The sequence below is a fragment of the Pirellulales bacterium genome (genome assembly GCA_019636345.1).
GTDB lineage: Bacteria > Planctomycetota > Planctomycetia > Pirellulales > Lacipirellulaceae.
The window spans coordinates 1-25,415 of record JAHBXQ010000012.1 but is presented as its reverse complement, the minus strand read 5'-3'; the positions used below and the strand labels follow the sequence as shown (position 1 = coordinate 25,415).

Here is a 25,415-nt window from a genome sequence, read left to right as displayed (position 1 = left end):
CTGTGCCGGCAGCTTTGCTGAAAGGCGTGACTGACGGCGGCTGACGTTGACGCCGCTGCCGTCGGCTTGTCGTCCTCTCTCCTTAATTCGCTGTTCGCGATCCGGTGACCACGATGAACAAGTTGCTGGCCCCGCTTGGGTTTGGCTTGCTGGCGTGTCTCGTCCTCGCTGCGCCGTGTGCGGCGCAGCACGTCTTCAACGTCCGCGACGCCGGCGCCACGGGCGACGGAAAGACGCTCGACACGCAAGCGCTGCAAGAGTCGCTGAACGCTTGCGGCAAGGCGGGGGGAGGCGTGGTGCTGCTCCCCCCGGGGACTTACCTCAGCGAGCCGCTGACGATTCGCACCAAGACGACGCTGCGGTTGGAACAGGGCGCCACGCTGCTGGCGACCAGCGAGCGAGCGGCGTTCGAGCGGACCGACAAACCCGACGCGTTCCATCCCTTTCTCGGCGGCAAAGACCTCGAGGACGTCGTCATCGAGGGCGAAGGCACGATCGACGGCGGCGGTCAGGCGTGGTGGCAAGCGGCCGAGGAAGCTCGGCAGAAGCAGTCGGGCTACACCCTGCCGCGACCCAATCTCATCGTGCTCACCCGGGTGAAGAACCTCACCGTGCGCGGGGTGACGATCCAGAACGCGCCGAAGTTCCACTTCGTCCCCACCGAGTGCGACGGCGTGCTCGTCGAGGACGCCACGTTCCTGGCCCCCGAACGGGCGCCCAACACCGACGCCATCGATCCCAGCATGTGCGTCGACGTCGTCGTCCGGCGGTGCCTCATCGACGTCGGCGACGACAACATCGCCGTGAAGTCAGGCAAACGAGCCGACGGACGCGAATTCGCCGCCCACGGGCTGACCGTGACCGACTGCACCTTCAAGCATGGCCACGGCATGTCGATCGGCAGCGAGACGGTCGGCGGGGTCAAGGACGTGGTGGTGCGCGACTGCACGTTCGAGAACACCGACAACGGCATCCGCATCAAGAGCGATCGCAAACGTGGAGGGACCGTCGAGAACCTCCTCTGCGAGAACATCACGATGAAGAACGTCGCCGGGGCGATCACGATCACCAGCTACTACCCCAAAATCCCCGCGACCGACAAGCCGCAGCCGGTGACCGGAACGACCCCCAAGTATCGCAACATCACGATTCGCAATCTCACGGCCACGAGCACCAAGGATGCAGGGTTCCTGGTCGGCCTGCCGGAGAGTCCGCTTGAGAACGTCCTGCTCGAGAACGTGCGGATCGAGTCGGCCCGCGCGGGGCTGGAGATCCGTCACGCCCGCGGCGTCACGCTGCGAAACGTCAGCGTCTCGCCCGGCAAAGGCGAGCCGCTGATCGTGGACGACGCCGACGTCGACCGCCAATAGCGGAACGCCTGGCAAGGATGAAGGCAAACCGCCCAGCGACTTTGCGGTCCTGCTGAAACGGCGTGCCGAATCCGCGATTTTGGCCGCCGGAGCGAGTACAATGGCGGTTTTGGGCCTCCCCTTGTTCCTGTTCCGGGCCGCGAGACCGTCATGCGGATCGTTCGCGACATCGTCGTACTGTCGACTCTCGTCCTGCCCGCTGCGACCCGGCCTGTCGCGGCGCAGGTTCCCGTCGCCTCGGGACGCGAGATCGCCATGTCGAACTCGGCGTGGCGGTTGTTCATCCCCAGCACTTATCAGCACCGGCCCGGAGACGTCGCCGACCTGCTGGTCCACTTTCACGGCGACAAGCAGGTCGTCTGGAACAACGCGCGTTACGCCCGGCTCAACTCGATCATCGTCACGGTCAACTACAGCGGGCTGTCGAGCGCGTACTCGACGCCGTTCTCCAACGCGTCGCTGTTTCAGACGCTGCTGGACGAGGCGCTGACCAAAGTCCGCGCCCAAACCGACTTTGCCGGCACGCTGACCTGGGATCAGTTGGGGGTCTCGTCGTTCAGCGCCGGTTACGGGGCGGTTCGCGAGATCCTCAAGTCGGCCAGCTACCGCAGCACGATCGACGCCCTGCTGGCGGCCGATTCGTTGTACGCCACGACCGCGGGCGACGGCACGCCGCTCGACTCGCAGATGGTCGACTACAAGGCTTTCGCCGCCCAAGCCAAGAACGGGCAGAAGACCTTTCTGTTCAGCCACTCGCAAGTCCCCACCTACACCTACGAGAGCACCGCCGAGTGCGGCGACGAGCTGTTGCAGTCGCTGGGAATCTCGCCCCAGTCGGTCAACTACAACGGGCTGGGGACGCTCAACTTCTACCGGCAGGCGGTCTCGGGCAACTTCAGACTCTGGGGCGCCACGGGCGCCGACGGCGATTCCCACCTTGAGCACCTGCGGTACATCGGCCAGTTCTTCCAAGAACTGCCGCTGGCGAAGCTCGCCCCCCCGGTCGGCGATTTCGACGGCAACTACGCCGTCAACGCCGCCGACCTGACCATATGGCGCAACGCCTTCGGCCTGTCCGCCGCGGGAGACGCCGACGCGAGCGGCGCCACCGACGGGGCCGACTTTCTCGCCTGGCAGCGTCATTACGGCGCGACGGTCGGCGCCAGCGTCGCGGCGACGGCCGTGCCGGAACCGGGCGCCGGCGCCGCGACGATCCTCGGCGGCCTGCTGAGTTTGCGTTTCGGATTGCACCGCAGGGGGCGCCGAGCAACGCGGTTCAGCGGGAGACGCCGAAACGCGGCTCCCGGACATTTTCACGTCGCTTGGCCTGGGAGTCTTGCCCGCTAGCGTACCCTCACGACGCTCGACGTCCTCCACTGCGATTTCTGCACACGCCGCGGTGAAATACGTCCACCGCGAGACCTGCCGCCGGGTCGTGATACCATTTGCGGCCTTGGAAGGGCGCCTGGGGTCGCAGCTCAGCGGAGCCCCCAGGAAATCCGCTGGGGGCTCACTTCGTTCGACCCCAGCCACCCATCCGTTTGGCAAATGGGATCACTACCTGCCGCCGGGTTGTTCGCCGCGTGCGATTGCTCTTCTCGCCTCGGCAGGGGTTTGCTACTTACCGCCCCTGGTGAGTCCGTGCGCGCGGATCGTCCGCGCCCACGCGCCGTCGGCACGAAGCCGCGGCGATTGCGTCGTTCTGCTTGTTCTTGATCGGGATCAGTCGTCATGGAAGTCACGATCACGCCGGTTCGTCGTTCGTTGGTGCGGCGCGTCGCCCCGTGGGCCTTGTCGCTGGGGCTGTTCACCGGCGGCGGGGCGGGGCTGTTCCGCTACGTCGCTCAACGCCAGCCCGACGCCCAGATCGCCGAGAAACAATCCGGCGTCAGCAGCGAGCGGGTTCGCCAACTGTTCGGCGACGACGAGATCCGCAGCGCGCCGCGCTACGACGCCGGGTTCGCGCCCGCCGAGAACCGCTACGTCGGGGCGCCGGTCGAAGCGACCTCGGCTGCGGCTGCTCCCGTCAATCCGTTTGCCGCCGCCAGCTACGGCGATCGCTACGCCGCGGCGTCCGCATCGGTCGGTTCGACGCAATCTCGCACGGCCGAGGACACGGCCCCCGAAGTCGCCCGCGGCCAAAACGCCGGGGAGGACAATCCGCTGCGAAATCGCGTCGCGATCCCCGACTCGGCGTTCGCCGAACCGAGCGACGAACCCGACGCCCGAAACGCTTTCCGCGAGCCGGCCCCCGCAGCGACGGCCCCTCCTGCCGCCGCCCCGGTCGCCGCGGGTCGGTACGCGAGCACCCCCATCGATCAGCAATTCGCCAACGCCTTCGCGACGCCAACGCCGGTCGAGGAACCTGCAACCGAAGCGCCGCTGGTCGCTGAGCCGCCGCACGATCCCGCAGCGGCGTACGGCGTTGAATCGACCGCCGAGCCGATGAACGCCTTTGCTGCGGCGCCGCTTGCAACGCCGACGCCGACGGCCGGCGCCTATGGCTCCGACGACGCCCGGTCGCTGTCTCCCACGCCGCGCGAAGTGACCAACCCGTATCTGGCGAGCGCCGCACCCGTGTCGCCGCCAGGGGACGGTCGCCAGGATTCTCCGTACGGAGCGGTCTCCGGCAATCCGGGGCTCACCCCGACCCCCGGCATCCAAACGGCCGAGGGGACCGGCCGCCCCGGCGAGCGCGGACTCGAAGGGGCCCAGACCCCGACCTTGGCGATTCAGAAACTCGGCCCCGACGAGATCCAAGTCGGCAAGAAGTGCACGTTTGCGGTGCGCGTGAAGAACGTCGGCCAGCGGGCCGCCCATGGCGTGACGATCCATGACCAAATTCCGCAGGGGACGAAGCTCGTCGGGACCGCCCCGCGGGCGAGCGTCGCGGGCGCCGACGTCGCCTGGGACCTGGGGACGTTGTCGGCGGGCGAGGAGCGGCTCGTCGAAATGGAACTCATCCCCGCCGAGGAAGGGGAACTGGGGAGCGTCGCCACGGTGACGTTTGCCGCCCACGCCTCGGCGCGGGCCCGTTGCACGCGGCCGCAACTTGCGTTGCGGCTCGCCTCGCAGCCGCGGGTGATGATCGGCGAGCGGCACCTTGTGCAGGTCGAAGTCTCGAACCCCGGCACAGGGGACGCAACCGGCGTCATGCTGTTGGAGAACGTCCCCGAGGCGGTGATTCACGACGCGGGGCCCTCGCTGGAGTACGAAATCGGCACGCTGCGGGCCGGCGAGTCGCGCACCATCGAGCTGGTTCTCACCGCGGCCCAAGCGGGCATCGTGCAGAACGTGATGGTCGCCCGAGCCGACGCGAACCTGGAAGTCCAAGCCGGCTGCGAATTCGAGATCCTCGCCCCCGACTTGAAGCTGTCGATCGAAGGTCCGCAAATGCGCTATCTCGAACGACCCGCCAAGTACACCGTCAGCGTCGAGAACCCCGGCACGGCCGCGGCTCACGACGTGCAGCTCGTCTCGCACCTGTCGAAGGGACTCAAGTTCGTCAGCGCGAACAACCTGGGCGAGTACGACGCGGCGACCCACAGCATCTACTGGAGCTTGGCCGAGTTGCCGGCGAACGAGCGCGGCGCGGTCGAGCTGGTCGCGCTGCCGATCGAACCGGGCGATCACATGATCAAGACCGAGTCCAAAGCGGCCCGCGGGCTGGAGGCGGAGGCCGAGGCGCGGGTGCGGGTCGAGGGGCTCGCGGCGCTGACGATCAACGTGTCGGACCTCGAGGACCTGATCGAAGTCGGCGGAAAGACGACCTACGAAATCCGGGTCCGCAACCAAGGTTCCAAGGCGGCGACCAACGTGCAAGTTGCGGCTCAGCTCACCCCCGGCATGCGGGTGTTGACCGCCGAGGGGGAGACGCGCCACACGGTCGAGAACGACCGCATCGCCTTCTCGCCCTTGCCGCAACTGCCGCCGCGGGGCGAATCGATTTTCCGCATCACGGTGCAAGCGGTGAGCCCCGGCGACCAACGCTTGCGCGTCCAGGTCGGCTCGGACGACCTGCAACAGCCGCTCACCGAAGAAGAAAGCACCCGCGTGTACGCGGATCAGTAAGAGAGCCTTCCGTCGGCCCGCGAAGCGCAAACCGCCCCGGTCGCAACGTTTGCCTCCCCCCGAGCCGCGAGGCGTCAGCCCGCGGAGCGGCCGGCGGCACACTTCGCTGCTCCGCGGGCTGACGCCTCGCGGCTCGGACAAGGTGACGTCTTGCGGCTTGGGCGGGCAGGCGCCTTGCGGCTCTTTGGCGCGTTCTTACGCCGCAGCTAGCAAGCGTTGCTGCGAATTTCTCTCTCGCACACGTCTCTTGTGCGAAAGTTTGCCGATTGGGCGGACGATAACACCATTGCGGATTGCTCCGCCTGCGGTGCGCTCGTCGCGAGACGTTGCGCGACGGCGGCGGAGATCTCGTCCGGGGGGACGAGGGCGCGACCCTCAAACGGTCGACGGGCGAACGGCGTCCGGCGATCGTCGGCAGCCAGATCGACCGGCCGAGCCGAGGCTCGCGCCGGGCAGGTCCTCCCAGCGAGACGTCGAGCGTCATGAACCGCGAACTCCGCTCCACCATCAGCCTCTGGCTCTGCCTGCTGACGTTCGTCAGCGGCTGCCAGCCGACGCAGCCGTTCTTCTTTCGCGAGGACGGCGATCTCTCGCATTATCTCGACGTCGCCACGGCGATCGAGTACCCCGACGTCGCGACCGAACCGCTCGTCGAGACCGCCGCGAGCCAGCCGCCGCTGACGCTCGCCAATTTCAGCGACTATCAGTTCTGGGATCTCACGCTCGAGGAAGCAACTCGCATTGCGCTTGAAAACAGCCAGGTCCTGCGGCAGCTCGGCGGCCGGATTACCGACAACGGGCAGAACATCTCGACGACCGCCCCCTCGACGATCACTTTGCAGGGATCGAACGTGACGACCGTGTTCGATCCCGCGCTCATCGAGAGCGGCACGGGCTTTTCGAATTCGAGCCAGTTCGCCGGCACCGGCGTCGAGGCCGCGCTTGCCGCGTTCGACGCCCAGTTCAACAGCAGCTTGCTGTGGCAGTACAACGACCGGCCGCAGAACTTCGGGTTGGCGGCGATTCCCGACTTCTTCGCCCCCAACTTCCGGCAAGACGTCGGGCAGGGGAACTTCGGCATCACCAAGACGACCGCCGACGGTTCGACCTTCGGCATCGCCAACAATTACGCGTACGACCAAAACAACAACGGCAGCCGGATCCAGCCGAGCGACTGGAACGTGAACATCGAGGCGTCGTTCAACCGGCCGTTGCTGCAGGGGGGCGGCACGCAAGTGAACCGCATCGCCGGGCCGTCGTCCTTTCAACAGGCCGCCGCTGGGCAGCTCAATCCGATCGACGGCGTGGTGATCGCCCGCATCCGGCACGACGTCGCGCTGACCGATTTCGAGATCGGCGTGCGGAACTTCGTGCTGGGGGTCGAGGACGCCTACTGGGAACTCTATTTCTCCTACCGCGATCTGGAAGCCCGCAAGGTCGGCCTGCAAAGCGCGCTGGTCACCTGGCAGCGGGTCAAGGCCCTGCAACGCGCCGGGCAGACCGGCGGCGAGGCCGACCAGGAATCGCAGGCTCGCTCGCAGTACTTCCTGTTCCAATCGCAGGTGCAGACCGCGCTCACGTCGTTGTTGCGCGTCGAGAACCGCTTGCGGTACGCCATGGGGCTCGCGGCGACCGACAGCCGACTCATTCGTCCCAGCGACGAACTGACGACCGCGCGAGTCCACTTCGACTGGTCCGCCATCCACGCCGAGGCGCTCGTCCGCAAGGCAGAGATCCGCAAGCAGAAGTGGTTGGTCAAGCGGCGCGAACTCGAACTCATCGCCGCCAAGAACCAAGTCATGCCGCGGTTGGACTTCGCCGGGCGGTACCGCTGGCTCGGCGCCGGCGACAAGCTCATCAACTCCAGCGGCAACGGTTTGGGGCCGTTCGCCGACGGCTCGAACGCCTGGGAAGTGCTGACCGACGGCCGATTTCAGGAGTGGCAGCTCGGCCTGCAGATGACCATGCCGATCGGCTTCCGCACCGCCATGGCCGGCGTGCGTCACCACCAAATGCTGTTGTCGCGCGAACGGGCGATCCTCCAGGACCTGGAGTTGGAAATCACCCACGACCTGTCGGACGCGATTCGCGATCTCGATTTCAATTACGAGGTCGCCCAGACGAATTTCAATCGCCGGCTCGCCTCGGAGGACGAAGTGCAGGCCCGGCAAGCCCTGTACGACGTCGGTCGCCAGACGCTCGACTTCCTGCTCGACGCCCAGCGTCGCCGGGCCGAGTCGGAAAGCGCCACGTACCGCTCGCTGGTGGATTACAACCGGGCGATCGCCCGAGTCCATTTCAACAAGGACTCGCTCTTGGAGTACAACGGCGTCTACCTGGCCGAGGGTCCCTGGCCCGGCAAGGCGCACTTCGACGCGCTGCGCCGCGCACGGAGCCGCGACGCCGCCGCCTTCATCGACTACGGCTTCACCCGTCCCGGCGTGATCAGCCGCTGGCCGTACGGCCAGCGGAGCGGGGCAGGGGTCGAGAGCGTCCCGCCGGGAGCGCTGGAACAGCGAACCGACGACGCGACGCCGATCGAGGAGATCCCGGCGCCGCAAACCATGAACAATCCCTCGGCGATGAACCTGTCGTCGCCCGCGGCAACGGGCCTGTCGACGGTCCAACCGCTGCCGGCGGTGATCGAGGACGGGTCGTCGGGGAACGTGGCGCCGGCTGCGGCTTACCAGCCGACGCCGGTCACGACGCCAATGCCCGCCCCCGGGCAACAGTCCGCGACCGTCCCCGTCGCCCCAGGAGGACAAGCGGCCGCGGCGCAACTCAACCCGTTCCGCCGCGACGCGCCCGCTGGGGACGCCGACGCGACCGTCCCGCCGCAAGCGGCGGGCCCGGCGCGACCGGCCAATCCGTTCGCAGCCAATTCGTCCGCCGCTGCGTCCCGCTACGTGCCGTCAGCCGCCTACGAATATCAGGCGAGTCGCGCAGCTGATCACGTTGCCGCCAACCCTGCAGGAGCGGTCGGGCCATAGCGCCGATGCGCCTGGCGCGATGCGAGTCGGCGGCCACGCCGAAATCAGTTGTCGAGCCCGGTGCGCTGCGCGTTGCAGACAACCGCGCGAGGAGTCGCTCTGCGGATCAATCCGGCAGGGCGTACACGAACCACAACTTCTCGACTTCGGTCTGCGGTTGCTCGACGAGTTCCCAGCCTTTCTCGCCGTAGGCAAGCTGATACGTCTCGTCGGTCGAAGAGTCCTCGACTGACTCGGCCGGGTTGTCGACGTCGCCCCGCTTTTCGGCCAGCGCGGCCCGGCCGGGGATCGTGCGAATCGTGATCGTCGCGGCAGCCGGACGCCCGTCCGCCGCCGGTTGCATGTCGTACTCCTTCACGATCCGGGTGGTCGGAACGACCGTGACGTTGGGAATGGACGTGGCGGGCGTCGACTCGCCCAGCACGTTGCGCAAGCGGTCGACGACCACTTCGAGGTCGTCGCGCTCGGCGTCCGGCGCAACGATCGGCGCCGGCGGGCGACTGCACGACGCCAGCGTTGCGAGCAACATAGCGCACAGCGTCGCCAATCGCCGACGGCCCGCATGCCGTCTTCGGTTCCAGGAGTTGATCGATTTCATGCGCGATCACTCTCCGAAGAAGGGATCGAAGTCGTCCTCTGCAGACGCTTCGGCGTCTGCAGCCTCGTCAGCAGCAGATTCGTCCGCGGCCGGGGCCTCCTCGTCGGCTTCCTCGGTCGCCTCTTCGTCGCTTGCTCCTTCGGAGTCTTCGGAATCGGTCGCCTCCGCGGACTCGCCGAACGGGTCGTCGTCCTCCGTCATCGCGGCCTCGCTCTGATCTTCGACGGCCTCCTCGGACTCGTCCGCATCAGCGGACGCATCCTCTTCGGCCTCCGTCGGGTCGGAGTCGGCATCCCCGAAGGGGTCGTCCATCGCCGCGTCATCATCCTCAGCCGCCGCGTCGTTCTCAGCGCCGGTCGCAGCATCCTCCGCGGCGGCATCCTCGTCGGCGACGTCCACGTCGGCGACATCCCTGTCAGCGGCTGCCGCGTCGTCGTCCCCAAAGTCCCCGAACGGATCGTCCATCGGGTCCGCTTCGGTCTCTGCCGGGGCGGCAGGCCGGTCGGCGGCTTCGTCAACCGCTTCTTCGGCGGCAGATTCGGTTTCGTCGGCCATTTCCTCGGCGGCAGCCGGAGCCTCGGCATCGTCAGCCGCAGCAGTCGCTTCGGCGTCGGAATCGGCGCCAGAAAACTCGCCGAACGGGTCGGCCATCGCCGCCTCGGCGTCGGACTCCTCCGCGGGAACTTCGGGCTCGTCAGCGAACGGATCAACCGCGGCGGGTTCGTCTTCGGTCGGCTCGTCGGCCATCGGCTCCGCGTCGTCGCTTCCGAACGGATCCGCGTCGTCGATCATCGGTCCCTCGGCCGCGTCGACCGTGAACGGGTCCTCCTCCGTGACCGCGTCGGACTCGGCAGGCATCGCGGCGGCATCCTCTTCCGCCGAGCTCGCCTCGTCCTCCATCGCCGGCTGCGAGAAATCGCCCGCATCCTCACGCGCACTGCCGAAGGGGTCCTCGCCGAAGGGATCGTCCCCCGCCTCGCCAGGCGCGGCTTCGGCGTCCTCGCTCGGCTCTGCCGCCGGCGCTTCGGCAACGTCGGGTTCGGCGGGCTGTTCCACCATCTCCTCAGCCGTTTCATCCCCAAAGGGGCTTTCGTCGGCAAAGGGGTCGTCCGTCATCGGCGCCTCGTCCGCGTCGACGCCGAAAGCGTCCTCAGGCGGGGCGGACGCGACAGGCTCCTCCATCGCCGCAGCGTCTGAAGCAGGCGCCTCGACGACGCTCTCGCCGAAGGGATCGTCCTCGGCCGGCTCAGCCGCGGCGTCGGGAACAGCAGGTTCCATTGACTCCGCAGGGGTCGCGTCGGCAAACACGTCGTCGGCCGCGTCGTCGGCCGGCATGGTTTCGACGGGCTCCTCCGCAGGCGGAGCGATGCCGAGGACGTCCCCCTCCGCAGGATCTGCGAGATCGGGCGCCGGGGCATCGGCCAGGGGGGCGGGCTGACTTTCAGCGACCGGCGGCTGCGGAACCGGTTCCAGCATCGGCGCCGGGGTCGCCTCGACGGGCCCCGCGACGACGCGCTCGGTCACGGCCTCAGGGGTCGCAAACCCGACTGCTCCCGGCTGGGCAAGCTGCTCGAGCGGCACGAGCGCCGGCTTCCGCAGGACCCAACTCTCGCGGGTCGCGCGCTGTTGGTAGCGAGCCTGGCTCGCGACCTGCGCCGTCCCCGCCTGAGCGATCTTCGCGGAGCGGCGATAGCGCTCGAGCACCTGTCGGTGGGCGCCTTGCACCCGCATCAGCGATTGATTGACGACGTGAGCGACGCCCGGCCGTTGGGCCTCGAAGCTCGCCCCGACTTGCAGGTCCTGCTCGGCTTCGTACCGTCGTCCCTGCTGCAGACGCGACACCCCGCGGAAGTAGTAGACCCGCGGGTCGACGACGCCGGCGTCAATCGCCTGCGAGAAGTACTGATCGGCTTCACCGAGCCGACCTGCGTAGTAGGCATGCAGCCCGCGCCCGAACACCGCCGAGTTGGCGTCGTCGAGCTGAGCCGCCGCGGGTCGCGAGGTCGTCCCGACCGCGCCGAAGGCGAGGGCGAACAAGCAAGGAATCAAGCCGGCCGATCGGCGGCAGGGGCGATAGAGCGAACTGAACATGACGTCGTTCCCGTCCTCAGAACACGAGGCAAACAGGGGTGGCGCCGACGATGCGGCGCGGGTTGACAACTAGCATCTTAATCAGCCGATTCGGGGCCAACAACGACGGCCCGGCGAACGCCGACCTCGTCGCTCGCCGAATCCACGGTCGAGTTGCGGGAGCTTACTCGGATTCGATTGTGCGAGCGAATTCCTCGTACTGCTGGTGCTCCAAATCGGAAATCGCCTTGAGATCGAGACCTTCCTCAAGCCCGCGGCGCCAGGCGTCGATTGCTCCGTCCTTGTCGCCGGCGTAGTACAGCGCGCGAGCCAGATGGTAATACTTGCTCGGCGTGGGGCCGATCTGGATCGACTTCTTCATATCGGCCGCCGCCGATTTGAAGTCGTCGCGGGCCATATGGACGACCGCGCGCGTGTCGAGAATGTCGGAAATGGGGCCCAGCAGTTCGGCCGACTCGTCGACCGCCTTCAACGCGTCGTCGAGCCGAGTCTTCTCCCCTTTGAGCGCCAGCAGGTATGCAAAGTTGTTGAGCGCGGTGGCCCGCACCATGCCGGGCAAGTCGTCTCGCTGAACCAACGCGCCGTAGGCGTCGATCGCCGCGTCGTACTCCTCGCGAATTTCGTACGCTTCGGCCTGCAACACCAGTCGCTGGGCGTTTTCCGGATCGTCGTTGATCGCCCGGCGGACGAAGCTGCTCACGGCATCATCAAGCTTGTCCCCCGATTCGGCGCGCCGTGCGCGGTAAATCTCCAGCGCCGCCCGCAAGACGTCGTCGAGATTGTCGTCGAACAGCCGCTTGAGCAGCGTCATGCTCTCCTCGGCGTCGCCGAAGCGGCCCATCATGCGAGCGAGTTCAAGCTGCCCTTCCGGCTTGCGTTTGGCGTACTCGGTCGCCATCGACAGGGCGTACTCGTGGTCCCCGATTTCGTTCGCCAACTGGCCGATGCTACGCACGCTCTCCAGATCTCGCTCCGTCATCAGATTCAACGGGGGCGTCATCGACGTCAGAAGCTCGCGCGTTCGGGCCTTGTCGCCGCTGCGGGCGGCGAGACGCAGTTGCAATTCGGCGACCACCCCCGGCATGCCTCCCTTGCGCTCCAACGCGGCGATCTGCCGACGCGCGCGAACGAAGTCGCGTTGATCGATCAGCAGTCGGGCGTACCCGCGAATGATCTCGATATTGTCCGGATTCCGCGAGATGGCGTCTTCAAGCAGTTGCTGGGCGTTCTCCAATCGCCCCGAACCCGTGAGGAGTTGGCCCAACAGCAGGATCTCGCCGGTCCGGATTTGCCCCGACTTGCGGAGCCGCTCCCAAACGTCGATCGCCCGCAATCGCGAGTCGGGGTCCATGCGGTTGGTCAGCACCAGCGCCAGGCTGCGGAGATCCTCGGGATCAGGATTGTCGACGTTCACGAGCGGATCAATCAGCTTCTCGGCCTTGACGGCGCTGGCGAACGACCCGTCGGCCGCCAAGAGCGCCGCGGCGCGACGACGCGCCCAGGCCACGTAGGGGTCGCCGGGCTGAAGCTTTCCTTCGTCTCCCATCCTCATCAGGCGATTGAGATAGGGGGCAGCGCGGCGCGGGTCTCCCTGCTGGGCGACAGGCCAGTTGAGATAGAATTCGGCCAGGCGCTGCAACACTTCGGTCTCATCCATCCGCATCTTATAGGCCGACAGGTAGATGTCCTCTGCGGCGCTCCACCGACCCTGCATTTCGTAGTACCGAGCGTTGAGCAACGGCAGGTACTCCTCGTCGAGCGCCAAGTGGGCCTCGCGCAGTACGCTTTCCAGCTTGTCGTACTGCTTCGTCTGGGCGAACAGGCCGATGAGTTTGGACCACAGCATCGGCTCGCCGGGGTTGATTTCGGCGGCGGCGCGGAGCGCCTTCTCGGCCTCGGGGAACTTCTCGGCCGCGACGGCGTGGTCGGCGAACCAGATCTGCGTGTCGGCGCTCGAAGGCTGACTCTCAGCGACCTTGGCAGCCGCATCGTACGCCCCTTTCAAGTCTCCGACTCCGCGCAGCACGGTCGCGCCGACTCGGCCGAGGACTTCGGGAATCGCCGCCGCGGGGATCAGTTTGACTTTCTCAGCGGCCTTGGCGAACTCTCCGCGGTCGGCCAGGAGCCCGATTTGAATGCGCAAGGCGTTGGTGTTCGCCGGCCCCGTTTCCAGGGCCATGTCGAACGCCTTGAGCGCGGCATCGACGTTCTGGTGGAGTCCCAATTCCAACTGCCCCTTGACGACCCACAACTCCGACCACCGGGGCCGACGCTTCAAAGCTTCGTCGAGCATCTGCTCAGCGGCCTGCAATTCCTTCTCCCCCCCCTCGGCGCCGGAACTGAGCGTCATCCGGCGACGAACTTCCGACAGGATATAGTCCGGGTCGTCCTCGCTGCCGAGGATTTCCTTGATCTGCTCCTGGGCCTGCTTGATGCCGACCGCGTCGCGGCGCTGCAACGCCACGTCGAACATCAGCTTACTGATCGGCAGACTGGTGGGTGTTCGCTCGGCGGCTTGTGCGAGGGCCGCTTGCGCTTCCTCGTAGGCGCCGATCTGGGCGAACCGTCCCCCGACCGCGAAATAGACCGCCCCTTGCTCGTTGCTCGGCCAGTCCTCGATTCCCTCGAGCACGGCGGCCAGTTGGCTGCGCACGTCCGGATCGCCCTGGGCGACCAGCAACTCGGCCCGCAAGGCGCGCAGTTCCGGCGAATCCTTCACGCTCGGATCGGTCAGCATCTGGTCGAGCAGTTTCAGCGCCGCGGTCGGCCCCTTGCCGGGCTCCATCTGCAGCAGTCGGATCGCCAGGATCCGCACGCGGATGTTCGTCTTGTCGAGCGTGAAGGCTTTCTTGATGACGTCTCGGCTCTGCTGGAAGAGCGCTTCCTTGGCCTCGAGCGACGTCGCGGCCTCGGCTCGCCGCAGCAAGACCTGAGCCTTGATCGCCTCGCCGGCGGCCTCGCTGAGACCGCGTTCCTCGACCATCGCCGCGATCTGCTTGCCGATGGTCGTCCATTCCTGTTCGTCAGTCGGCTTGGCCAATTCCTGCTCGATCCGTTGCTCGAGGCTGTTGGCGACGGAGTCGTCTGGGGCGCCGGCGCCACGGTAGCGAGTCTTCAGGCTCGTCCAGGCAGACAACGCCCGATCCATGTTCGGGTTCTTCGAGAGGGCCCACTCGTAGGCTTCCAGGGCCAGGTCGTACTGCCCCAGTTGCTCGTGGGCGACCCCTTGAAAGAAGCTGGCGTTCGCCTGAATCTCGCCGAATCGCAGCAGACGGGCCTTGGCCAGTCGCAACGTCTTGGCGGCCTTCGCCCACTGCTTGTTCACGAGTTGCAAACGCCCCTCGTTGAAGTTGGCGAGCGCCTTCACGTCGCCGTCGTTGTACTTGCGCAGCTCGGCGATCGCGTCCTCGACCCCCTTGAAGTCGTTCTTCTGCAGCAACAGTTCGATCCGGAGGTTGTACAGCGGCAACGCATTCGCGCCCGGCAGCTTGAAGATCGTCAAGCCCCGCTCCAGGACCTGGATCGCTTTGTCATATTCCTCTCGTTGCGCTTCGACGGCCGCCTGTCGGAGAATAAATCTCGACTGATCAGGGTACTCCTTGGCGCCGGCCGCGAAGTAGCGCGCGGCTTCGTCAAGCAGCGGGGCCGCCTCCTCGCGCGACGTTCCCTCCTGCAGGGCCTCGGCGTACATCACCGTGGCTCGTTCCCCCATGGCGAACAGCACGTTGTCCAACTTCGGATCCAGCACGTTCGCTCGGTCGAGGGCCGCGTAAGCCTCTCGCTTAAGCTCGACGGCCAGTTCGGTCTTCTCTTTCGCCGCTTCCGCGGCCTCTTCGTCGCTCTTGCCCGTCGATTTTGCGCTGTCGGTGATCCGCTGCGCCTCGAGATTCGCTTCGGCGCTCAGGGCCATCAGATACTGCTGGCGGTAAATGTAGGCTTCGGCGGAGTCGGGGTTCGCGATGATCAACTGCTCCATGACCCGATCGGCCAGCTCGGGCTTCTCGCCGCGAAACTTCATGTCTTGGGCCATGAGGAAATAGAGCATCGGCTCGTTGGGAGCCGCGGCCTTCTTGAGATCAAACTCGTCCGTCTTCGCGTCGTAGCCGATCGCCGAGGCGATCAAGGCTTCCATGGCCGGCAAGTCTCTCACGGCCGCCAAGCACTGCGCCTTGAGCGTATACAGCTTCTGCTCCTTGGACCCGGAGCGAATCAGCTCGTCGATCTCGACGATCGCGCGAGAGAAGTAACCGAACTTCGGCAGCACGTCGATCAGCCGCCGGCGGATTTCGTTGTCGCCGGTCTTCGCCACCCCCTCCTGCAGCACGCTGTACGCCGTGATCAGCGCCTCGTTCGTGGCGTTGCGCGTGTTCATCGCATCGAGCGCGATCTTGCTGGCGGCTCGCTGGGCGTCGATGTCGTCGGGGCGTAAGGCCACGTAGCGCGCCATGTTCTCCAGGGCGGCCAACAGATCGTCCTCCTTCATCGCCTCTTCGGCGCGGGTCTGGAGCCGATCGGCGTTACGGCTGATCTGATAGCGCCACAGAAAATAGAGGCTCGGCGCCGCAACCACGACCAATGCGACCAAGCCGAACAAGAGCGGATAGTTGACGCGATACCGTTTCATGAATGCTCAGAGCAACGAGAGTGTGCGTGAAGTGCGGTGCGTAAGGACGAGTCGCCCGGAGGCGACGCGGCAAATTCGTCGAGTCTCAAGAATCAAAGCATCCGACCGGCGGGCGAACGCCCGCGTCGGCGGGATGCAGGCAGAACGCCTCGTGCGATCTCACGTCGCCGTCATCCCCGTCGAACAAGAGAGGGTCGCGGCCGCCTGAGACGACGCTGCGGTCGCCTCCCGCCGCCGGGGGACGGTCCTGGCTCCCGTGACGTAAAGTCCATCGTATCCCCGGCTTGGGGAGTGTCAACGATGCCGCGACTCCCCCTGGCCGCACAGCCGGCGCCGCCCGCACGACCGCTCGGCCGCGACAGGACTCTTCGCCGTCTGGCGCCGATCGTGCCGATTGCGCCTGCGACCCCCGCGCGGGGTCAGTCGACCTGCAGTTTCAGCGGTCGTGACGACAGCGGGGGCGTGTCGGTCGTGCGCGCTTCGATCAGCACGGGGCCGGGGCCGAGCAAGCTTTTGGGGATCGAAGCCTGCCCGCTGCGGCCGGAAATCTTTCCTGCCTCGCGCCCGTTGTGCAGCAGGACGATCTCGGCCTCGCGGGTGCACGTCGCCTGGACGACGATCTCCTGCCCCGACGACCCGCCGGGAACGGCCGACAACTGCAACGCATCACGACCGTTTCTGACCATGATCCAATCGCTCCAGCGGCTTTGCGTCTCGATCGGCGTCGCGCCGATCGCCACGACGTCGAACCGATGGTAGCCGTCGCCCAGCTTCGCGGTGTCGATCGACAGCGGCTGGCCCTGAGCCGCGATCGCGGCCCGGCGACCGTCGACGAACAACTCGAGCCGTTCGGCGCGAGCGTCGTCGGAATACGTCACGGTCGGCTTCAACTCGACGGTCCCTGCGAGCGACGGCAGGAGTCCCGGCAATGCGGGGTCGACCCTGCCGATCGTCGCCCAGGGTTGGCACAGCGGATCGCCGACGATCAGCAGTTGAAACGGTCCTTGCACCGACTGATAAAACGCTTCGGCCAGCGAACAGCCGCGGGCATAGTGAACGTGAAGCGTCGGGGCCGGAAACTTCTGCGGGACGGCGAACGGCTCGATCACCGTCCCCGAGGCCCCGGCGGCGCCGTAATGCAGATAGTCGGTGAGCAAGGTCTGCGACTTTTCGGTCCGGGGCGGGGCGAAGTAACCGCCATGACTGGTCAGATTGTCGACGATCGCCCCGGGAACGAGCGTGCTGTTGGAACCCGCCAGCCGCACCTGCGGGGCCCCGGTCGTGATTCCCGACACGGCTCGTTGCCCGCTGGGCACGATTCCTTTGACGATGCTCGCCTGCTGGCCCAGCGACTCCAATTCCGCGATCGCCGCCTCAAATCCGGCGCGTCGCGCCAGCGTGCGGGGGTTGGGGCTGTTGTCCATGTACACGAACACCCCGTGCGGCTTCTTGCCGTCGGCGTCGACCGCTCGTCGCAAGTACCGCACCGCGTCGTCCGCGTCGCGCATGCTCTGAACGTTCGCCGCCAGCGCGGTCGCCATCAAGTATCGCAGCCCCTCGGCGCCCGCTTTGGCATCTGGCTGCCAGGAGGCATGGCTGTGGAAGGCCTGCGATTTGGTGACTCCCGCAGTCGGCTCTTGAAAGTAGAAATTCGTGTTGAGCGCCGTGAACTCCCGCCGATCGGCGACGATGAACTGGTACAGATAAGTGGCGCCCGTCAACGACGCCACCGGCATGTCGATCGACCGCTGCTCGGCGACGGGGTGAAGATCGCGAAAATCGACGAACCAAGGATAGTGAGAGCTGTAGACGACCTGATCGATCTGCCCGCCCAGATTCCGGGCGTCCAACTCCTTGAGGATCGGCAGCAGGATTTTGTCCCGAAACGTGGCGCCCCGGGTGCGGAATTGCGCCGGATTCCACGGCAGGTAGAACACGTTGCCGCCGGGAATGCCGCGCATTGCGACGTATTCGTTGGCGATCCGCAGCGACTCGGGACTTTCGGGATTGGCCACCAGAAACACGTTCTGCGGCCCGCCCCCCGCGTCAGCCCGCTGCGCAAACAGCAGCACGAGGAGCGTCGCCGTGAACAACAACGGCGTCAGGCGGTTCATAGACGAGTCCAGTTCTCACAAAGAAGTGCGGCTAGCCCGCTAGCGGACTATCGTCGTTGTACCCCTGACGCCGCTGCGAGACAAATCGAGGACTGGGACACGTTCGCGATTTGACGCCCGGCGGTCCCGGCGCGATACTTGCTTGTCCCCCCGTGCTTCGATTCCGTCGCTTGAGCCGCGTGACTGCCGCGAATCTCCCCACTGTTGCTGCGCGTCCCAGCGTCTTCGCCGCGCGCGGGGTCACGAAGACCTATCATATGGGCGAGGTCGACGTGCAGGCCCTGCGCGGCATCGACCTCGATCTCTACGCCGGGGAGTTCGTCGTGCTGCTGGGCGCCTCGGGCAGCGGCAAGAGCACGCTGCTCAACATCCTCGGCGGGCTCGACTCGCCCACCGCAGGCTCGGTCCACTATCGCGACCGCGAGCTGACCGAGTTCGACGACGGCGCCTTGACCCGCTATCGTCGCGATCACGTCGGGTTCGTCTTTCAGTTTTACAATCTCATCCCCAGCCTCACGGCTCTGGAGAACGTCAGCCTCATCACCGAGATCGCCCGCGACCCGATGGATCCCGCCGAGGCGCTGCGGATGGTCGACCTGGGCGAGCGGATGAATCACTTTCCGGCCCAGCTCTCGGGGGGCGAGCAGCAGCGCGTGGCGATCGCCCGCGCCGTGGCGAAGCAGCCCGACGTCCTGTTGTGCGACGAACCGACCGGCGCGCTCGACGTGCAGACCGGCATCCTCGTGCTCGAGGCGATCGAGCGAATCAACGCCGACCTGGGGACGACCACCGCGGTGATCACGCACAACGCCGTCATCGCCGAGATGGCCGACCGCGTCATCCACGTCTCCGCGGGACGGATCACCAGCGTCGACGTCAACAAGACTCGCCGCCCGGCGTGCGAACTCGATTGGTAGTCAAAAGTCGCGCCGTCGCGGTCTACGTCGAGCACAGTCTTCGCGGCCAGTCGCATCACTCGCAGGCCGAGCCCCATGCTCCTCTCCGCCCTCCACCGCAAGACGCTTCGCGATCTCTGGCAGATCAAGGGGCTCGCCTCGGCGGTGGCGATCGTCATGTCGTGCGGGGTGGCGCTGTTCATTCTGTCGCGGAGCATGCTCCACTCGCTCGACCTGACGCAGCGGACCTACTACGAGCGGTTCGATTTCGCCCAGGTCTTCGCCAGCGTCAAACGGGCCCCGAACACGCTCGCGGCCCGGATCGCCGAGATCCCCGGCGTCGCCCGCGTGCAGACGCGGATCGTCGTTCCGGTGAACCTCAGCGTTCCCGGCCTCGCGGAGCCCGCCAGCGGGCGGCTGATCTCCGTCCCCGACGGCCGCGAGCCGGCGCTCAACCGCCTGTACCTCCGCCGCGGGCGATGGCTGACTCCGCTGGCCGACGACGAAACGCTCGCCAGCGAGGCGTTCACGATCGCCAACAATCTCCAGCTCGACGACACGATCGCCGCGATCATCAACGGCCGGATGAAGCGGTTGCGGATCGTGGGGATCGTGTTGTCGCCCGAGTACATCTACGAGATTAAGCCGGGCGACATCGTGCCCGACAACGCCCACTTCGGCGTCTTCTTCATGAACGAGGAGGCGCTCTCCATCGCGTACGATCTCGACGAGGCGTTCAACGACGTCTCGCTGTCGCTGTTGCGGGGCGCGAACGAGGCGGACGTCATCCAGCGGCTCGACGAGCTGACCGAGCGCTACGGCGGGCTCGGCGCGTACGGACGCCGCGATCAACTTTCGCACCAGTTCGTCGACAACGAGATCGAACAAAACCGCAACATGGGGATGTTCGCCCCGTCGATCTTCCTGGGAGTGGCGGCGTTCCTGCTGAACGTCGTCATGTCGCGCACCATCAACAGCCAGCGGGAACAGATCGCGGCCCTCAAGGCGTTCGGCTACTCGAACCTCGAGGTCGGCTGGCACTACGTCACGATGGTGCTGCTGATCGTCGGGGGCGCCTTGGCGCTGGGGATCCCCGGCGGATTGTGGTTCGGGCGCGTCACCACGTCGATGTACGCCAAGCTGTTTCACTTCCCCGAATTTCAGTACCGCATCTACTTCTCGGTTCTCGCGGCGGCGGCCGGGGTGAGCGCCTTGGCCGGGGTGCTGGGGACCCTCGGCGCCGTGATCCGCGCCATCCGACTTCCCCCCGCCGAGGCGATGCGCCCCGAGCCCCCCGCGTCGTTCGGCGCCACGCTCATGGAGCGGCTCGGCCTGGGGCATCTCATTCCGCCGGTGCTGCTGATGATCGTCCGCCAACTCGAACGACATCCGTTCAAGACCGCGCTGTCCACGTTCGCCATCTCGCTGGCGGCGGCGGTCTTGGTGCTGGGGAACTTTTTTCAGGACTCGGTCGATTACATGATGGCCGCTCAGTTTCACTGGGTGCAGAAGTACGACATGGCGATCGGCACGAACGAGCCTGTCGCCGAGCGGGCCTTGTTCGAGGTGAGCCGCATGCCGGGGGTGCTGCGCGCCGAACCGACTCGATCCGTCTCGGCGCGACTGCGAGCCGGGCCGCGCTCGCGCCGCGTGGGCATCCAGGGGATTCGTCGCGACTCGGACCTCTTGGGGCTCGTGAACATGGACGGCCGCGAGACGCCGCTCCCCCCCGACGGGCTGCTGCTCTCCAAGAAGCTCGCCGAGGTGCTGGGGATCAACGTCGGCGACTGGGTCGAGGTCGAGGTGCTCCAGGAGAAGCGCCCCCGCGTCCGCGTGCTGGTCGCCGCGACGCTGCAGGACTTTGCGGGCCTGTCGGCCTACATGGAGATCGACGCCCTGCGGCGGCTGATGCGCGAGGGCCCCGTCGTGACCGGCGTGCAAATGCTCGTCGATTCGTCGTACCAGGAATCGCTCTACCGTGAACTGAAAGAGACCCCCGGCGTCGCCTCGGTGAACGTCAAAGAGCACGCCGTCCGCAGCTTCAACGCGACGATCGCCGAGAACCTGCGGGTGATGAAGTCGATCAACCTGTTTTTCGCCGTGGTGATCGCCGTCGGGGTCGTGTACAACAGCGCCCGCATTTCGCTGGCCGAGCGGGGCCGTGAGTTGGCGACGCTGCGCGTCATGGGCTTCACCCGCGGCGAGATCTCGGCGATCCTGCTGGGAGAGCTGGCGATCGTCACCGCGCTGGCGATCCCGCTGGGACTGGTCGTCGGTCGCGGGTTCGCGTGGTACATGTGCACGGCGTTCGATCAGGAGCTGTTTCGCTTCCCGCTGGTGGTCAGCAACAAAACCTACGCCTGGGCCGCGACGGTCGTCATCCTGGCCGCCGCCGCAAGCGGCCTGATCGTCCGCCGCAGCCTCGACCACCTCGACCTCGTGGCGGTGCTGAAGTCGCGCGAGTGATCGCGTGCGACCGTTTCTCCAAACTCCGATCTCCATGCGAAGTCTCGGTCGTAAACTGCTGCTTGGTCTGCTCGTCGCGGCGGTCGCGGCGGCGCTGGTCTACGGTCTGATGCCGGCGCCGGTCGAGGTCGACATGGCCGCCGTCACCCGCGGCGACATCCGCGATACGGTCGACCAAGACGGCAAGACGCGCATCCGCGAGCGATATGTCGTCTCGGCCCCGCTGGGGGGACGGCTGCTGCGGATCGATCTCGACCCGGGGGACGAGATCGAATCGGGCGAGACGCTGCTGGCGATCATCGAGCCCCGCGACCCCGACTTGCTCGACGCCCGCACCGTGCTGCAGGCCGAGGCGGCGGTCCGCGCCGCCGAGTCGAAGCTCAAGCGGATGGCGCCCCTGCTGGAGGAGGCGATCGCCAATCAGACGCTCGCCGAGACCGAGTTGCGTCGGGCGCGCGACGCCCGTCGGCAAACCCCGCAAGCCGTCAGCGAGAGCGAAGTCGACGCCAAGCTGATGACGTATCAAGCCCGCTCGGCGCTGGTGCGCAGCGCCCAATATGCGGAGGACATCGCCCAGTTTGAACTCGATCAGGCCCGCGCCGCGCTGCTGCGATCGCGTCCCGGCGGAGCGACTGCCAAGGAGTTGCTCGCCGCCGAGGCCAATGGCGACACGAACCTGCGGATCCTCGCCCCGATCGACGGGCGGGTGCTGCGCATCCTGCAGGAGAGCAGCGCCGTGGTCGCTCCGGGGGCGAACTTGCTCGAGCTCGGCGACCCGACCGACCTGGAAGTCGAGATCGACGTCCTGTCGCGCGACGCGGTGCGGATCAAGCCGGGCGCCGAGGTCCTCTTGGAACACTGGGGCGGCCCCAAGCCGCTGCATGGTCAAGTCCGTCTCGTCGAGCCCTCGGCCTTCACGAAGATCTCGACCCTGGGCGTCGAGGAGCAGCGCGTCAACGTGATTGTCGACCTAGTCGACCCGCCCGAGGAGCGGGCCGCGTTGGGGGACGGCTTCCGCGTCGAGGCCCGGATCGTCGCCGCCGAGGCGAAGGACGTGATCAAAGCGCCCACCAGCGCCCTGTTCCGCGTCGGCGACCAGTGGGCCGTGTTCCAGGTCGTCGAAGGGATCGCCCGCGAGAAGCTCGTGAAGATCGGCCTGCACAACGGACTGGAAGCCGAGGTCGTCGCGGGCCTCGCACCCGGCGACATGGTCGTCGTTCACCCAGGCGACAACGTGGCCGACGGAGCGGCGGTCGTGCCCCGGTAAAGGCCAGGGCCGATCAGCTTGCTGACAGGATGAAGGACGAGCCAAGCCATGCGCCGCTGCGCAGCAGGCAAGACTTCACCAAACCGGCGAACAGTACTACGTTAAGCTTCTTGTCACGCGAAGGCCGACGGAATCGCGGTCAATCGCTCGGCGCCGCATCCTCGCGAAAGGCAGAAAGGGCTGAGAATGGACGGCCGAACGTTCAAGGAGTTTCTGTCGCTGCCGGTCAATCCGGACGAGATATGGCAGGGCGGCGTCGCCACGTTGGCTGATTTGACGGGGATTCCGGCCGCTGAGGCGCCCAGCCGGATCGGCCTCATCTTGTGGCGGGGCGTGCCGAGCGAGTTGATCCACGCCCAGCCCGTCATGGCGGACGCCGATGACGCCTTCGACCAGTTCGTCGACGCCATGCTCGAGCTGTCGGAAAGACACGAGTTTCCCTACCGGCCCGCGCAGATCGACTGCAACGATCGCCAGTTTGCCGACGCCTTGAATCGGCGCTTGGCTGAATCAGGAACCGTCGTGCACTACCGAGCCAAGATGGGCGACTGGACTACGGTCGTCAGGGAACTGGCCGAGCACGTCCAATCGGTCGCGTCGCCATCGCTGCCGTCGTTGCCGTCGCTCCGGGAAGCGGGATGCAGCGACGACCAGTTGCGAGAATATGCCGCAGCGGCCGCCGAGTTCTACCGGGCCAAGCTGTGGGAAGTGCTGGACGACGCTGACCTGATCAAAATTGAAACGCCTAGGCCGCCCCGCCTTATGAAGCACGCCGTCGTTCTCGGCGCAGGAGCGCAGAGCTACGGACTTGGCTTCTACCAAGACGACGAGGACCACTACGGCCTGATGGCCCAAGAGATCGATCCTCGGCAGATGAGCTTGTTCAGCTTCGTCTACGAGAGCCCCGCCGATGCGGCGTCGGAAGACGTCGAGCTATGGAAGGAACTCGACCTGCCGCTGGAAACCGGAGAGGCGTTTCCCGATGCCAATCTTTTTTTGCCGGCTGGACCTCGCCGACCGACGCCCATCGAAATCGACTTCCTGACGATCGTGCTCAGAGGCCTCGCCCAGACGTCCGAAGAGGAGTTGGACTCCAGATGCTGGACCAAGTGGATTCAGTTGTCAGGCAAACGTCGCAAGTGCGCATTCTCCATCCCCAATCTGGTCGATCCGCCTGATCGCGCCGAGTGGATTCGGCGGGGCAAGATGCCCGACCGCCGAAGCCATGAGATCCATTTCCGCCGCGTGCAGGAATTCATCGACTCCGTCGGCGGCGACCTGGATATCGACGAGTTGAACGAGGCAATTAACGCTCAGTTCACGGGCCGCAGGCTGGATGACTTCGAACTGCCCCGCAATACGCCTGCCGAGCGTGCGGAAGCTCTCTACCAGGATGCACTGGGATGCTTCGGCCGACGACGGGTGCTGTTGGCTCGGGAGGCGCTGACCAAGGACCCGAACCACATTGAAGCCGCCATTCTGGTTGCCGAGTCAACGCGGGCGGTCGACGCCCGGATCGAAATGTTCCGGAACGCCAAGCAATCGGCGGCCACGGCGCTGGGCAAAGACATGGAGGAATTGGCGGGCCAATTCTGGGGATTCCACGAGACGCGGCCCTTCATGCGCGCTTGCGAGGGCCTGGCGGTCGCATTGGCCGATGCCGGTCAGCTCAGCGACGCGATCGAACAGTACCGAGAGATGCTCACGCTCAACCCCAACGACAACCAGGGCGTGCGGTACGAGCTTGTTCCGTTGCTGATCGAACAGGACCGCGACGCCGAAGCCGTCGAGGTGCTCGACCAGTACCCAGAAGGGTCGGCCTTGTGGTTGTACATGAAGGCGCTCGTCGAGTTCCGCGGCGGCGGGAGCTCCCCCAAGGCCAAAAAGGCGATTCGCGCGGCCTTCAAGGGCAACGACCACGTAATGAAGCTGTTGCTGTCCGACGAACCGCCGATGATGCCCGAGGCCTACGCCCTCGGCAGTCCCGAGGAGGCGGCGATCTGCCTGCAGCACCTCCGACCGGCGTGGGAGGAAACCGATCGCTTTCTGGAGTGGATGTTCCAGGAGTACTTCGCGTGGGAGCGAGAGCGGGCCGAGAGACTTCGAGACCGCAGACGCAAGCAGAACGCCAAGAAATCGAAGCGAAAGCGCCGGCGATAAGGCAGATTGTCTCTGTCGCACTCGCGCAAGCCTGCGGCGACATTGGTGCGTCGACGCCCCGGGCAGGTTCATGAATGGCGAGTGACGCGGCCGCCGAAACGTCGTGCGGCCGCTCGCGTCGGGAGGCTGTCCGGCCCCCGCCGCTTGTTTTCACGGCAGCGATACGGGACTGCCAAGGAGCAGTCAACGAGCCATCGCCCGCAGGCGGCGGATTTTGTCACTTCGCGATGACTTGCAGCGACTGCGTGACAAACTGGCGTCGGGTCGACGCGGAGGCGCGGTTCCAAAGCGGCGAGCTAATCGAGCGCACAAGCGGTCGGACGTCGTCGGGGACGATCTAAATCCGTCGGAGCAGGGGGATCGCTACTGCCGCGTTCATTCGCGAGCTGCTTCGAAAGAGCGCGCTGTTGGCGGCAGAGGAAAGCGATGCCGACCCCCTCGTCATCGAGAATCGGCACGTCGGCGAGGCGCTGTCGGAGCTTGTCGTCTCGGGGGGTAAGCTTACGCAGACTCTCTTGGGCGCGAACTCGGATTGGCAAGGCGGCAAGCAGTGAAGCACTGCATTGCGCGAAAAGTCGACCATGCGTCGCTCGATCAAGGCGCATCTGATAGACTTTTGTCATATGCTGCTCACGATCGCCACGACCCACCGCCCGGCGACCGACCTCGGCTACCTGCTGCACAAGCATCCGGACCGTTGTCAGACGTTCGCGTTGAGCTTCGGTCAGGCGCATGTCTTCTACTCGGAAGTCGGCGACGAGCGGTGCA

General features: G+C 66.3%; 13 protein-coding genes. 9 read left to right on the top strand and 4 right to left on the bottom strand.

Annotated features, from left to right (window positions below; genetic code table 11):
- The first annotated feature begins 113 nt into the window (after nt 1-113).
- The 4 genes from KF688_19185 (at nt 114) to KF688_19170 (ending at nt 8,431) form a co-directional block, all read left to right on the top strand.
- Complete coding sequence (locus KF688_19185; protein MBX3427812.1) at nt 114-1,370, top strand: glycoside hydrolase family 28 protein; 1,257 nt, start codon at nt 114-116, stop codon at nt 1,368-1,370.
- A gap of 150 nt (nt 1,371-1,520) precedes the next feature.
- The gene (locus KF688_19180) at nt 1,521-2,717 is read left to right on the top strand and encodes a hypothetical protein (GenBank protein MBX3427811.1); all 1,197 of its coding nucleotides are present in this window, start codon (nt 1,521-1,523) and stop codon (nt 2,715-2,717) included.
- 384 nt (nt 2,718-3,101) lie between these two features.
- Nucleotides 3,102-5,441, top strand: a complete 2,340-nt coding sequence (locus KF688_19175; GenBank protein MBX3427810.1) for a DUF11 domain-containing protein — start codon at nt 3,102-3,104, stop codon at nt 5,439-5,441.
- Between the two features lie 482 nt (nt 5,442-5,923).
- Nucleotides 5,924-8,431, top strand: a complete 2,508-nt coding sequence (locus KF688_19170) for a TolC family protein (protein MBX3427809.1) — start codon at nt 5,924-5,926, stop codon at nt 8,429-8,431.
- Between the two features lie 106 nt (nt 8,432-8,537).
- On the opposite strand, the gene KF688_19165 is transcribed toward KF688_19170, so the two are convergent.
- From KF688_19165 to KF688_19150, 4 genes are all read right to left on the bottom strand, one after another.
- Nucleotides 8,538-8,960 (bottom strand): hypothetical protein, encoded by a 423-nt coding sequence (locus KF688_19165; GenBank protein MBX3427808.1) that lies wholly within the window; start codon nt 8,958-8,960, stop codon nt 8,538-8,540.
- 75 nt (nt 8,961-9,035) lie between these two features.
- Complete coding sequence (locus KF688_19160; protein MBX3427807.1) at nt 9,036-11,120, bottom strand: hypothetical protein; 2,085 nt, start codon at nt 11,118-11,120, stop codon at nt 9,036-9,038.
- 163 nt (nt 11,121-11,283) lie between these two features.
- Nucleotides 11,284-15,744 carry a tetratricopeptide repeat protein gene (locus KF688_19155; protein ID MBX3427806.1) on the bottom strand — a complete coding sequence of 1,487 codons (4,461 nt, stop codon included), beginning with the start codon at nt 15,742-15,744 and terminating at the stop codon, nt 11,284-11,286.
- A gap of 419 nt (nt 15,745-16,163) precedes the next feature.
- On the bottom strand, nt 16,164-17,858 hold the full coding sequence (locus KF688_19150) for a TIGR03790 family protein (GenBank protein MBX3427805.1): 1,695 nt from the start codon (nt 17,856-17,858) through the stop codon (nt 16,164-16,166).
- Nucleotides 17,859-18,115: 257 nt separating this feature from the next.
- Here KF688_19150 and KF688_19145 point away from each other — a divergent pair, with 257 nt between their 5' ends.
- From KF688_19145 to KF688_19125, 5 genes are all read left to right on the top strand, one after another.
- Entirely contained in the window at nt 18,116-18,775 is a 660-nt protein-coding gene (locus KF688_19145; GenBank protein MBX3427804.1) for an ABC transporter ATP-binding protein, read from the top strand.
- Nucleotides 18,776-18,850: 75 nt separating this feature from the next.
- Nucleotides 18,851-21,220, top strand: a complete 2,370-nt coding sequence (locus KF688_19140; protein MBX3427803.1) for an FtsX-like permease family protein — start codon at nt 18,851-18,853, stop codon at nt 21,218-21,220.
- A 34-nt stretch (nt 21,221-21,254) separates the two neighbouring features.
- Complete coding sequence (locus KF688_19135; GenBank protein ID MBX3427802.1) at nt 21,255-22,487, top strand: HlyD family efflux transporter periplasmic adaptor subunit; 1,233 nt, start codon at nt 21,255-21,257, stop codon at nt 22,485-22,487.
- 186 nt (nt 22,488-22,673) lie between these two features.
- Entirely contained in the window at nt 22,674-24,647 is a 1,974-nt protein-coding gene (locus KF688_19130) for a tetratricopeptide repeat protein (protein MBX3427801.1), read from the top strand.
- A 581-nt stretch (nt 24,648-25,228) separates the two neighbouring features.
- Nucleotides 25,229-25,415 (top strand): hypothetical protein (locus KF688_19125; protein ID MBX3427800.1); only part of this gene is annotated, 187 nt, incomplete at its 3' end.

Bases quoted from the DNA above. Each gene is read 5' to 3' on its own strand.
- KF688_19140 (MBX3427803.1), top strand. From the start codon at position 18,851: ATGCTCCTCTCCGCCCTCCACCGCAAGACGCTTCGCGATCTCTGGCAG.
- KF688_19165 (MBX3427808.1), bottom strand. From the start codon at position 8,960: ATGTTGCTCGCAACGCTGGCGTCGTGCAGTCGCCCGCCGGCGCCGATC.
- KF688_19130 (MBX3427801.1), top strand. From the start codon at position 22,674: ATGGACGGCCGAACGTTCAAGGAGTTTCTGTCGCTGCCGGTCAATCCG.
- KF688_19185 (MBX3427812.1), top strand. From the start codon at position 114: ATGAACAAGTTGCTGGCCCCGCTTGGGTTTGGCTTGCTGGCGTGTCTC.
- KF688_19135 (MBX3427802.1), top strand. From the start codon at position 21,255: ATGCGAAGTCTCGGTCGTAAACTGCTGCTTGGTCTGCTCGTCGCGGCG.
- KF688_19145 (MBX3427804.1), top strand. From the start codon at position 18,116: ATGGGCGAGGTCGACGTGCAGGCCCTGCGCGGCATCGACCTCGATCTC.
- KF688_19180 (MBX3427811.1), top strand. From the start codon at position 1,521: ATGCGGATCGTTCGCGACATCGTCGTACTGTCGACTCTCGTCCTGCCC.
- KF688_19160 (MBX3427807.1), bottom strand. From the start codon at position 11,120: ATGTTCAGTTCGCTCTATCGCCCCTGCCGCCGATCGGCCGGCTTGATT.
- KF688_19155 (MBX3427806.1), bottom strand. From the start codon at position 15,744: ATGAAACGGTATCGCGTCAACTATCCGCTCTTGTTCGGCTTGGTCGCA.
- KF688_19170 (MBX3427809.1), top strand. From the start codon at position 5,924: ATGAACCGCGAACTCCGCTCCACCATCAGCCTCTGGCTCTGCCTGCTG.
- KF688_19175 (MBX3427810.1), top strand. From the start codon at position 3,102: ATGGAAGTCACGATCACGCCGGTTCGTCGTTCGTTGGTGCGGCGCGTC.
- KF688_19150 (MBX3427805.1), bottom strand. From the start codon at position 17,858: ATGAACCGCCTGACGCCGTTGTTGTTCACGGCGACGCTCCTCGTGCTG.